Source organism: Streptococcus sp. NLN76, from assembly GCF_015686645.1.
In the GTDB taxonomy this organism is placed as follows: Bacteria; Bacillota; Bacilli; order Lactobacillales; family Streptococcaceae; genus Streptococcus.
Window position 1 is genome coordinate 26,414 of sequence record NZ_JADPMS010000001.1, and the last position, 11,960, is coordinate 38,373.

Annotated in this window: 12 protein-coding genes; all 12 read left to right on the forward strand. The window is 44.1% G+C overall.

The window, feature by feature from the left end:
* The first annotated feature begins 9 nt into the window (after positions 1 to 9).
* The 12 genes from atpF (at position 10) to pheT (ending at position 11,861) form a co-directional block, all read left to right on the forward strand.
* Positions 10 to 504 carry a F0F1 ATP synthase subunit B gene (gene atpF / locus I1A59_RS00105; RefSeq protein WP_196090797.1) on the forward strand — a complete coding sequence of 165 codons (495 nt, stop codon included), beginning with the start codon at positions 10 to 12 and terminating at the stop codon, positions 502 to 504.
* Positions 504 to 1,040 (forward strand): F0F1 ATP synthase subunit delta, encoded by a 537-nt coding sequence (locus tag I1A59_RS00110; RefSeq protein ID WP_196090798.1) that lies wholly within the window; start codon positions 504 to 506, stop codon positions 1,038 to 1,040. The genes atpF and I1A59_RS00110 overlap by 1 nt, the downstream gene beginning before the upstream one ends.
* Positions 1,041 to 1,055: 15 nt before the next feature.
* Positions 1,056 to 2,561, forward strand: coding sequence for a F0F1 ATP synthase subunit alpha (gene atpA / locus I1A59_RS00115; RefSeq protein ID WP_196090799.1), 1,506 nt, complete (start codon positions 1,056 to 1,058; stop codon positions 2,559 to 2,561).
* 14 nt (positions 2,562 to 2,575) lie between these two features.
* Entirely contained in the window at positions 2,576 to 3,454 is an 879-nt protein-coding gene (locus tag I1A59_RS00120; protein WP_196090800.1) for a F0F1 ATP synthase subunit gamma, read from the forward strand.
* 23 nt (positions 3,455 to 3,477) lie between these two features.
* Positions 3,478 to 4,884, forward strand: a complete 1,407-nt coding sequence (gene atpD / locus I1A59_RS00125) for a F0F1 ATP synthase subunit beta (RefSeq protein ID WP_196090801.1) — start codon at positions 3,478 to 3,480, stop codon at positions 4,882 to 4,884.
* A gap of 9 nt (positions 4,885 to 4,893) precedes the next feature.
* Complete coding sequence (locus I1A59_RS00130; protein ID WP_196090802.1) at positions 4,894 to 5,310, forward strand: F0F1 ATP synthase subunit epsilon; 417 nt, start codon at positions 4,894 to 4,896, stop codon at positions 5,308 to 5,310.
* Between the two features lie 226 nt (positions 5,311 to 5,536).
* On the forward strand, positions 5,537 to 5,767 hold the full coding sequence (locus I1A59_RS00135) for a DUF1146 family protein (protein ID WP_196090803.1): 231 nt from the start codon (positions 5,537 to 5,539) through the stop codon (positions 5,765 to 5,767).
* Between the two features lie 65 nt (positions 5,768 to 5,832).
* Positions 5,833 to 7,113, forward strand: coding sequence for a UDP-N-acetylglucosamine 1-carboxyvinyltransferase (gene murA / locus I1A59_RS00140; protein ID WP_196090804.1), 1,281 nt, complete (start codon positions 5,833 to 5,835; stop codon positions 7,111 to 7,113).
* Positions 7,103 to 7,285, forward strand: coding sequence for a DNA-directed RNA polymerase subunit beta (locus I1A59_RS00145; protein ID WP_196090805.1), 183 nt, complete (start codon positions 7,103 to 7,105; stop codon positions 7,283 to 7,285). Before murA ends, I1A59_RS00145 begins: the two co-directional genes overlap by 11 nt.
* Positions 7,286 to 7,294: 9 nt before the next feature.
* On the forward strand, positions 7,295 to 8,119 hold the full coding sequence (locus I1A59_RS00150; protein WP_196090806.1) for a DNA/RNA non-specific endonuclease: 825 nt from the start codon (positions 7,295 to 7,297) through the stop codon (positions 8,117 to 8,119).
* Between the two features lie 285 nt (positions 8,120 to 8,404).
* Positions 8,405 to 9,451: a phenylalanine--tRNA ligase subunit alpha gene (pheS, locus tag I1A59_RS00155; protein WP_196090807.1), complete on the forward strand. Its 1,047-nt coding sequence runs from the start codon at positions 8,405 to 8,407 to the stop codon at positions 9,449 to 9,451.
* A 10-nt stretch (positions 9,452 to 9,461) separates the two neighbouring features.
* Positions 9,462 to 11,861, forward strand: coding sequence for a phenylalanine--tRNA ligase subunit beta (pheT, locus tag I1A59_RS00160; protein ID WP_196090808.1), 2,400 nt, complete (start codon positions 9,462 to 9,464; stop codon positions 11,859 to 11,861).
* Positions 11,862 to 11,960 lie beyond the last annotated feature (99 nt).

Sequence of the window (11,960 nt, forward strand, 5' to 3'; positions counted from 1 at the left end):
AGATAGACTATGGAAATTACATTAGGACAGTTAATTGGTAACTTTATTCTAGTAACTGGCTCTTTTATAGCGGTCCTCCTACTTATTAAAAAATATGTTTGGAATCGTGTGGAAACAGTACTAGATGAACGCTCTGACAAGATTAGTTCGGATATTGATCAAGCGGAAGCGGCTAAACATCAGGCGGAAGCCTTGCTGCAAGAACGGCAGGAGCAGTTATCCGGTACAAAAGAAGAAGCAGCAGCTATCCTCGCTACTGCAAAAGAAAATGCTGAGCATCAAAAAAATCAACTGCTGGCTGAAACAAAGGACCAGGTACAGCGGTTGAAAGAAAATGCAGGTCAGGAGATTGCTCAGGAACGGGCAGAAGCACTTGCTGGAATCAAACAAGAAGTAGCAGATTTAACTGTGGATCTAACTTCTAAGATTTTAGGAAAAGAGTTGAATCAAGAAGCTCATTCAGAATTGATTGATCAGTACATTAAACAATTAGGAGAAAGCTAATGGACAAGAAAGAAATGATCTTGGTAGACAGCTATGCAAGTCCCTTTGTCCAATTAGTGATTGAAAAAAATCAAAGTCAAGAAGTTTTTCCTGTTATAGACCAACTTTTGGAACTCTTGCGAGAGACAGACCTTACAAATTTTTTAACAAATATCGCTGTTCCCAAAGTGCAGAAGGCTGAAATCTTCCATAAAATTTTGCCAACGGGTTCTGAATTACTGGATAACCTCCTCAGAGTCTTGATGCAAAATCAACGGGAGGAATTGCTTGAAGCTATTTTAAAAGAAAGTCTAAGCCGACTAGAAGTGGAGACCAATTCTTTTGAGGTTACCCTAGAGTCGGCCTATGCTTTATCAGAAGAACAAATCGGAAGATTGCTGCCGCTTGTTCAAGTAAAAATGGGACTTGGTGTACGAAAACTAAACCAAGTCATTAATCGTGATTTGATTGGTGGCTTTGTCATTACGGCTAATCATAAGCAAATGGATGTAAGTATTCGACGCCAATTGCAAACAATGAAAGAAAAAATGAAATAGAAAGTGGTGTGAGCGTTGGCGATTCAAGCACAAGAAATTAGCGCTTTAATTAAGCAACAAATCGACAATTTTCAACCAGATTTTGATGTGGCCGAAACAGGAGTTGTAACCTACATCGGTGACGGAATTGCACGCGCCCATGGTCTAAATCAGGCTATGAGCGGTGAGTTGCTCATCTTTGAAAATGGCTCCTATGGGATGGCTCAAAACCTGGAAACCAAGGATGTCGGAATCATCATTCTTGGTGAATTTACAGATATTCGTGAAGGGGACACCGTTCGTCGTACCGGAAAAATCATGGAAGTTCCAGTTGGAGAAGCCTTGATTGGACGTGTCGTAGATCCCTTGGGACGTCCAATTGATGGATTAGGCTCAATCGAAACGACCGGAACTCGTCCAGTAGAAGCACCGGCACCTGGAGTTATGGAACGTAAATCCGTGTCTGAGCCTCTTCAAACAGGCTTGAAGGCCATTGATGCTCTTGTTCCAATCGGGCGTGGTCAGCGGGAATTGGTCATTGGAGACCGTCAAACGGGTAAAACAACCATTGCCATCGATGCTATCTTGAACCAAAAGGGTCAAGATATGATCTGTATCTATGTAGCCATTGGACAAAAGGAATCAACGGTTCGTACACAAGTTGAAACCTTGCGGAAACATGGGGCACTGGATTATACAATTGTGGTATCTGCATCGGCTTCACAACCTTCCCCATTGCTTTTCTTGGCACCGTATGCCGGTGTTGCGATGGCTGAAGAGTTTATGTATCAAGGCAAACATGTGTTGATTGTTTATGATGACTTGTCAAAACAAGCTGTGGCTTACCGTGAACTCTCCCTCTTGCTTCGTCGTCCACCTGGACGTGAGGCCTTTCCTGGAGATGTCTTCTATCTCCATAGCCGTCTTTTGGAACGGTCTGCTAAGGTTTCAGATGAGCTTGGAGGTGGATCTATTACAGCCCTTCCATTTATCGAAACCCAAGCAGGAGATATCTCAGCCTATATTGCGACCAATGTGATTTCGATTACAGATGGTCAAATCTTCTTGGATGATTCCCTCTTTAACTCTGGGGTTCGTCCAGCTATCGATGCGGGTTCCTCAGTATCACGGGTCGGAGGTTCCGCGCAGATTAAGGCTATGAAAAAAGTTGCTGGTACGCTTCGGATTGACTTGGCAGCCTACCGTGAGCTGGAAGCCTTTACCAAATTTGGTAGTGACTTGGATGCAGCAACTCAGGCTCGATTGAATCGTGGTCGTCGGACGATCGAAGTCTTAAAACAACCGGTTCATAAGCCATTGCCTGTTGAAAAACAAGTCGTGATTCTCTATGCCTTGACGCATGGATTCTTGGATGATATCCCAGTGGATAAGATTATTCGATTCGAAGCCGAACTTTATGATTATTTCGATGCTAAACATCCTGAGATTTTTGAAGGTATCCGTATGACCAAGGACCTTCCAAAAGAAGAAGTGTTGGATGCAGCCATTCAAGAATTTAAGGATCACGCGAATTTCAAATAAGAAAGGGGTAAGAAATGGCCGTTTCTTTAAATGAAATTAAAACCAAAATCGCATCGACTAAAAATACGAGTCAAATTACCAATGCCATGCAAATGGTTTCGGCTGCAAAACTAGGAAAGTCCGAGCAAGCCGCTAAGGATTTCCAAGTTTATGCTAAGCGGGTTCGTCAGCTCCTCACGGATTTGTTGGATTCTGAATTAGTGTCGGGAAGTAGTAACCCAATGCTCCTCAGTCGTCCAGTTAAGAAGACCGGTTATATTGTGATTACTTCTGACCGTGGTTTGGTTGGAGGCTACAACTCAACTGTTCTTAAGGCAGTGATGGATTTAATTAAGGAATACCACGAAGATCCGGACTCTTATTCCATTATTTCCATTGGTGGAATGGGAACAGACTTCTTTATAGCCCGTGGTATAGAACCGATCTATGAACTTCGTGGTTTGGCGGATCAGCCAAGTTTTGATGAGGTTCAAAAAATCATCAACAAGGCTGTGGGCATGTATCAAGCTGAATTGTTTGATGAATTGTACGTCTGCTACAATCATCACGTCAATTCCTTAACCAGTCAAATGCGGGTTGAGCAGATGTTGCCGATTGTTGATTTGGACCCAAATGAAGCTAAAACAGGTTATGCCAAGGAATTTGATTTAGAGCCTGGAAAAGAAGCACTTTTAAATCAACTGTTGCCACAATATGCAGAAAGTATGATTTATGGAGCTATTATTGATGCGAAAACGGCTGAAAATGCAGCGGGTATGACCGCCATGCAGACAGCAACAGATAATGCCAAAAAGGTTATTTCTGAATTAACCATTCAATACAATCGCGCGCGACAAGCAGCTATTACACAAGAAATTACAGAAATCGTTGCCGGGGCAAGTGCCTTAGAGTAACGATAGAAGAAAAGGAGAAAGACATGAGCACAGGTAAGATTGCTCAGGTAATTGGACCCGTTGTGGACGTAGTCTTTCCAACGGATGCACCATTACCAGAAATTAACAATGCCTTAGTAGTCTACAAGGATGGCGAACAGGCAGGGAAAATTGTCCTCGAAGTTGCTCTTGAGTTGGGCGATGGGGTTGTTCGCACTATCGCAATGGAATCAACAGATGGTTTAAAACGTGGTCAAGAAGTTCTGGATACAGGTCGACCAATTTCGGTTCCAGTCGGGAAAGAAACACTTGGACGGGTATTCAATGTGTTAGGAGAGACCATTGATTTGGACCAACCTATCGAGGATCAGATTGATCGTCAGCCTATCCATAAAAAAGCACCAAGCTTTGACGAATTGTCCACTTCTACTGAGATTTTGGAAACAGGAATCAAGGTTATTGATCTCTTGGCTCCCTATCTAAAAGGAGGGAAAGTTGGACTCTTTGGTGGTGCCGGTGTTGGTAAAACTGTTTTGATTCAAGAATTGATTCACAACATCGCTCAAGAACACGGAGGAATTTCCGTCTTTACAGGTGTTGGTGAGCGGACCCGTGAAGGAAATGACCTTTATTGGGAAATGAAGGAGTCTGGCGTTATTGAAAAAACAGCCATGGTATTTGGTCAGATGAATGAGCCACCTGGGGCACGGATGCGTGTTGCCCTAACAGGTTTGACAATTGCAGAATACTTCCGGGATGTAGAGGGGCAAGACGTATTGCTCTTCATTGATAATATCTTCCGCTTCACCCAAGCCGGTTCAGAGGTTTCTGCCCTTCTAGGACGGATGCCGTCTGCCGTAGGTTACCAACCAACCTTGGCGACTGAGATGGGACAATTGCAAGAACGGATTACGTCAACACAAAAAGGTTCTGTAACATCTATTCAAGCGATCTATGTTCCAGCAGATGACTACACCGATCCAGCCCCTGCAACGGCCTTCGCCCACTTGGACTCCACCACCAACTTGGAGCGTAAATTGGTGCAATTGGGAATTTACCCAGCGGTAGATCCATTGGCATCCAGTTCACGAGCCTTGGCACCAGAAATTGTCGGGCAAGAACACTACGAAGTAGCTTCTGAAGTGAAACGTGTACTTCAACGCTATAACGAGTTGCAAGATATCATTGCCATTCTTGGTATGGATGAGTTATCCGATGAAGAGAAGACTCTGGTTGCGCGGGCACGTCGTATTCAGTTCTTCCTTTCTCAAAACTTTAACGTTGCGGAACAATTTACAGGTCAACCAGGATCGTATGTGCCAGTTGCAGAAACTGTCCGTGGCTTTAAAGATATCCTAAATGGAAAATACGATCACCTTCCAGAAGATGCCTTCCGTGGTGTTGGTTCCATTGAAGATGTAATTGCTAAGGCAGAAAAAATGAACTTTTAGAGGTGACTTATGAGCCAGATGACTGTACAAATTGTAACTCCTCATGGAATGATCTATCAGCACCATGCTCAATTTGTCATGGCTCGAACCACCGAAGGGGAGCTTGGAATTCTTCCAGGTCATACCAATCTATTAGCCGTTTTGGCGGTGGATGAACTAAAGGTTCGCCGAGTTGATGATGAAGAACATGTTGATTGGGTAGCGGTTAATGGAGGAGTCATTGAAGTAGCTGACGATACGATTACGATTATTGCAGATTCTGCAGAACGTGAACGGGATATTGATGTCAGTCGAGCAGAAAGAGCTAAAAAACGGGCAGAAGCTGCTTTGGAACAAGCACTGTCTGAACATTCTATTGACCAAGAACAACGGGCACGAATTGCCTTGCAACGGGCCATTAACCGAATCAATGTGGGAAATAAATAATAGAGTCTTTTAGTTTACTTTTAGTACAAGGCAGCGAGTCGTAGACAGCTCAAAATCTCTGGGGGAGATTTTGAGCTTGCCGATACAACTTTCGAAGAAAGTTTCAAATAAGTATGGCAAGACAAGCTAACACAGTAATAAAAGATAAACTAAAAGAGGATAACAGAGAAACAAGGATCTTTTGAGTCCTTGTTTTTTCTTGTCCAGACTATGTTACAATGGACTCATGAATATTCAAATTTTAGCTGTATGCAGTCATTTGCTTTTTATTTATGTGGTCCATCGTTTACTTGGAAATGTAGTGGCATGGGATAAATTTTTGAGAATTACGCCAGAAAATACACGCCAAGCCCAGTTGCTTCATCTTATTTTTAGTATTGCCCTCGGATTTTTAGTATCAACCTTTTTTCTCAGCCTCATACAATTTAGTCAAACTCTCCGTTCTTTAGTCGAGTAGACTTTTAGCATCTGCATCTAGAATGTGATAGAATAAAGTCAAAATGATTTTTTGGAGTAGAAATAATGGATCAAATTGTTATAAAAGGTGGAAATAATCGTTTAACCGGAACGGTAAAGATTGAGGGAGCCAAGAATGCTGTTTTACCACTACTGGCTGCAACAATTCTAGCGTCAGAAGGAAAAACAAAGCTAACCAATGTCCCAATCTTATCAGACGTCTTCACTATGAATCAAGTCATTTCAGGTTTGGATATTGATGTGGACTTTGATCAGGAACACAATCAAGTGACTGTGGATGCGGAGGGGACAATTTTAAGTGAGGCTCCCTACGAATATGTGAGCCAGATGCGGGCTTCCATTGTTGTTTTGGGGCCAATTTTGGCGCGCAATGGTTTTGCTAAGGTATCCATGCCTGGTGGTTGTACCATTGGTAGTCGGCCGATCGACTTGCATTTGAAGGGACTTGAAGCGATGGGAGCCCAAATCCATCAGGAAGCTGGATATATTGAGGCTACAGCAAGCAGACTTAAAGGTGCCAACATCTATTTGGACTTTCCAAGTGTAGGTGCGACACAAAATATTATGATGGCTGCTACCTTGGCTGAAGGGGTGACTACAATTGAAAATGCGGCTCGAGAGCCTGAGATTGTGGACCTAGCGTTGCTCCTAAATGCAATGGGGGCAGATGTACGCGGTGCTGGTACTGAGACCTTGGTCATTCACGGTGTGGAGGCCTTACACGGTGTGGATCATGCTGTGGTCCAAGACCGAATTGAAGCGGGAACCTTTATGGTGGCTGCAGCAATGACTGGTGGTGACGTCTTGATTGAAGATGCTATTTGGGAACACAATCGTCCTTTACTGGCTAAAATGCAAGAGATGGGGGTTGAAGTTACAGAGGAGGAAGGGGGCATTCGCATCCGTTCTTCTATCGAAAACTTAAAACCAGTGACTGTAAAAACCCAACCACACCCAGGTTTTCCAACGGATATGCAGGCGCAATTTACAGCCCTAATGGCGGTTGCAAAGGGAGAGTCCACCATGATTGAAACGGTCTTTGAAAATCGTTTCCAACACTTAGAAGAAATGCGTCGAATGAATCTGCATTCAGATATCCTTCGTGATACAGCCTTGATTACTGGAGGTCAAAAACTGCAAGGTGCAGAAGTGATGTCGACAGACTTACGGGCTAGTGCTGCTCTTATCCTAGCAGGTTTGGTGGCAGAAGGTGAGACCCGTGTTGGAAAACTAAGTCATTTAGATCGTGGTTATTACCAGTTTGATCGTAAGTTGGCCTCGCTAGGTGCCCAGGTCGAACGGATTGGAGGAGTTCATGGAGAGTAATTGGAGTCGTTTCCGTAAACAATGGTTGATGATTCTTGGTTTTCTCCTTCTAACTCTTCTTGTATTTGCAGTTGGATTAGTTTTTGGTTACTCTGTCTTGGGAGAAGGGAAGAACCCCCTCGAAATTTTATACCCAGCAACATGGTCGGAACTATTGGAGAAATTTAAGTAAGGATGAAAGATGGCTAAAAAGAAGCAAAAGCAGGCGGTCAGCACTCTAGGACTACTGGTTAGTTTGGTCCTAGCGGTGGCTAGTTATTATGTCACAGATCAATCCACAGGGCAAGCGCCTTCCAATCAAGAGACTCGCGTCAATAATAGTCAAGCTCCTAACCAAGAGTTAGCAGAATCTGTATTAACAGACTCTGTGCGTGCGCAAATTAAGGGAGACATGACCTGGACGGGGGCGGGATCTTTTGAAGTGAATAATAATCAGACCGATTTGAATGCAGACGTGGCTAGTCAACCCTATGCTACCAATCAGACGAAAGAAGTTGATGGCCAAGTCGTGCCAACACTTGCTAACGCTCTCTTAGCCAAGTCAACGCGACAATACAAGAGTCGCGAAGAAACTGGAAACGGTTCGACTTCTTGGACTCCTGCTGGCTGGCACCAACTACGCTTGAATGGAGAATACAACCATGCCGTAGATCGGGGGCATTTATTGGCCTACGCACTGGTAGGAGGTCTAAAAGGATTCGATGCGTCTACCAGTAATCCAGCAAATATTGCTGTCCAAACAGCCTGGGCCAATCAATCTAGCTCTGTTGACGGACGTGGTCAGAACTACTATGAAACCCAAGTTCGAAAAGCCCTGGATCAGAACAAACGCGTCCGCTATCGTGTAGAAGTGATATACAATAGTCAGTGGGACTTGGTTCCGTCGGGCTCACATCTAGAAGCAAAGTCTAGTGATGGAAGCCTAGAATTTAATGTCTTCATTCCTAATGTACAAGAGGGGATTCGTTTGGATTACCGGACAGGTCAGGTCTTTCTCGACCAGTAGAAATGGTCTTTAAAATTTGAGAATCTTTCTCTGACTGGCTTGTCAAAGGCGACGAATTTTGATAGACTTAGTTTAGAATTGAATACTTGTTCGTGGGACTAGTAGCTAAATGGAAGCTGAACAGGGAGGCAGATCGTGACTGAGAGTCTGCTCGGGGGAAGTTTGGTGAATTCACCCACTTGTGAACAACGCAAACGAGGTCCCCTTGGGGATAAAAGACGGATGGTACCGCGTGTCAACGCTCCGATTTTGAGAGCTTGCACGCGCTTTTTTTATGGAGGAAAAATGGAAGCAATTGAAGAAAAATTGTCCAAGCTAGTTTCAGAAACTCTGTCTAGTCTTGAAAGTATTAATACCGATTTGGACGAGGATTTGACACAACTGCGGGTCTCTGTATTGGGGAAAAAAGGTTCATTAACAGAGATCTTGAAAGGAATGAAAGATCTGTCAGCTGAGATGCGCCCCGTAATAGGAAAGCATGTCAACGAAGCGCGGGATGTCTTGAATCAGGCTTTTGATCAAGCAGCAAAAGATTTAGAAGCGGATCGTATCGCGAAGCAGTTAGAAGCTGAACGGATTGATGTTACCCTACCAGGACGTCAGGTCAAGCGAGGACACCGCCATGTCTTGACACAAGTCAGCCAAGAAATTGAAGATATCTTCCTAGGAATGGGTTACCAAATTGTAGATGGCTTCGAGGTAGAATCTGACCATTACAATTTTGAACGAATGAACCTTCCTAAGGATCACCCTGCACGAGATATGCAAGATACTTTCTACGTTACAGAGGAAGTTTTACTGCGAACTCATACTAGTCCTGTTCAAGCACGAACCATGGAAACCCATGATTTTAGTCAAGGTCCGTTAAAGATGATTTCTCCTGGACGTGTGTACCGTCGGGATACGGATGATGCTACCCACAGTCACCAGTTCCATCAGATCGAAGGTCTGGTTGTTGGTGAGGAGATTTCCATGGCTGACTTGAAGGGAACCTTGGAATTAATCCTACAAAAAATGTTTGGACAGGATCGAAAAATCCGCCTACGCCCTTCCTATTTCCCATTCACTGAACCATCAGTAGAAGTGGATGTATCTTGCTTCAAGTGTGGTGGACAAGGCTGCAATGTCTGCAAACAAACCGGTTGGATTGAAATTCTTGGAGCTGGTATGGTGCATCCGAGCGTCCTCGAAATGAGTGGCATTGACCCAAGTCGCTATTCTGGTTTTGCCTTTGGTTTGGGACAAGAGCGTATCGCTATGTTGCGATACGGAATCAATGATATTCGTGGTTTCTATCTAGGCGACCAGCGCTTCTCAGAGCAGTTCAAGTAAGGAGTATGAAGTGTTAGTAAGTTATAAGTGGTTAAAAGAATTAGTTGAGTTGGATGCTCCGGTAGCTGAGCTAGCCGAAAAAATGTCTACGACAGGTATCGAGGTTGAGGGAGTTGCTTCGCCAGCAGATGGCTTGTCCAAAATTGTTGTCGGTCATGTTCTAACGGAAGAGGCTGTACCAGATACGCATCTACATCTCTGTCAAGTGGACACGGGCGATGAAGCACCGCGTCAAATTGTTTGTGGTGCACCGAATATAGCTGCTGGTCAAAAGGTTATTGTAGCCTTACCAGGAGCTCGCATCGCTGACAACTATAAAATTAAAAAAGGTAAAATCCGTGGGATGGAATCCTTGGGGATGATTTGTTCCCTTGAAGAGCTAGGCTTACCAGAGTCCATTATTCCGAAGGAATATACGGATGGGATTCAGGTCCTTCCGGAGGATGCTGTGCCTGGGGATTCAGTCTTTCCATATTTGGATATGGATGATCACATCATTGAATTGTCCATTACCCCGAATCGAGCAGATGCACTTTCCATGCGAGGAGTAGCCTATGAAGTTGCGGCTATTTACGATAGCAACTTGACCTTAAAGCCGGTTGTCTTAGAAGAAAATTCTAAATCTGCCTCTGAATTGTTAGAAGTAGCGATTGAATCCGATAAAGCGTCAACTTACCAAGCGCGTGTGTTGGAGAAGGTTCAAGTGGGACCTAGTCCTCAATGGTTGCAAAACCGCTTAATGAACGCTGGCATCAGACCGATTAATAACGTTGTCGACGTGACCAACTTGGTCTTGTTAGAATATGGTCAACCGCTTCACGCTTTTGACTTGGATACCTTCAAGGATTCTAAAATTGTGGTGCGTGAGGCTCGTGCAGGAGAAAAATTCCGTACCTTGGATGGTGTGGATCGCAACCTAGAAGCGACTGATTTGGTGATCACAGTTGCGGACGAACCTGTTGCTCTAGCAGGCGTTATGGGGGGAGAAGCTACAGAGATTCGTGATCAATCTACTCGAGTTGTGTTGGAAGCCGCTGTTTTTGATGGAACTTCTATCCGTAAGACAAGTGGACGTTTGAACTTACGTAGTGAGGCATCTGCCCGTTTTGAAAAAGGGATTAACGTTGAGACGGTTTCGGAGGCTTTGGATTATGCAGCCAGTCTCTTGGTCGAACTTGCTGGAGCTGAAGTCTTAGCAGGACGTGTGGAAGCTGGGCAGGTTGATGCTGAGCCGGTAACGGTTGCGACTGATCTAACTTCTGTGAATCGTGTCCTGGGAACAGATTTGGATTTCGCAGCGATTGAGGATATTTTCCGTCGCTTAGATTTTGGTCTGAGTGGAGATGCGACAGCCTTTCAAGTTTCGGTGCCAAAACGTCGCTGGGATATTACCATTCCTGCCGATTTGAATGAAGAAATTGCTCGAATCTATGGCTATGACCGGCTTCCGTCATCCCTCCCTGGAGGTCAAGGAACTGCAGGTGAATTGACCAAAATGCAAGCTCTGCGCCGCAAGGTTCAAGATACCATGGAAGGTGTTGGTTTAACAGAAGTCATCACCTATACCTTAACGACACCAGAAAAAGCCCAATTATTTAGGAAAAATCAATCTTCACTGATTGAATTGATGTGGCCCATGAGTGTCGAGCGCAGTGTTCTTCGTCAAAGCATGGTTTCCAGTCTGTTAGAAACTCTTCACTATAATCAGGCGCGTCGTCAGTCAAACCTAGCGCTTTATGAGATTGGTAAGATTTTCAAACATGTTGAAGAAAAGCAACTGCCACAGGAAGATACTGTCTTAGCCTTGGCTTTAACTGGTTCGTTAACAGAAAAAGATTTTCAAACACAGGCCCAGGCAGTTGATTTCTTTACGGTTAAGGGTATGTTAGAAGTGCTCTTTGATCGTTTGGGCTTAGAGGTCACCTATCAGGCCATTGGTGATCTTCCAGGTAGTCATCCTGTACGAACTGCCCTGCTTGTGGTCGGGGATCAGACTATTGGTTTCCTTGGTCAAGTCCATCCTGCTCTAGCCAAGGACTACGATTTATCAGAAGTCTATGTTGCAGAAGTTAATTTGTCGTTGATTGAAGGATTATTGCCTGAACAAGCTGTCTTCCAGGATATCAGTAAATTCCCTTCCGTAACACGGGACATTGCCCTTTTGGTTCATGAAGATGTTCAGCATCAAGCGATTCTCGATGTCCTTTCATCTTTAAACTTGAAACGATTGAAAGGAATCCATCTCTTCGATGTCTATCAAGGACTTCCATTGAGTGAGGATCAGAAATCCATGGCCTATAGTTTAACCTTCCAAAATTCAGAAGCTACCTTGGAAGATGAGGAAGTTGTGCGCTATATGGATAAAATTCAAAAGGCCTTGGAGTCAGAACTTGGAGCTGAAATTCGTTAATCGAAAAAATATGTTTTATTTGGTGGTTTTTTGGGCAATTTTAATGGAACCTTTCGCGCTTTATGGTATAGTGAGAAAGGGGAACCAAAAGGTTGGAAA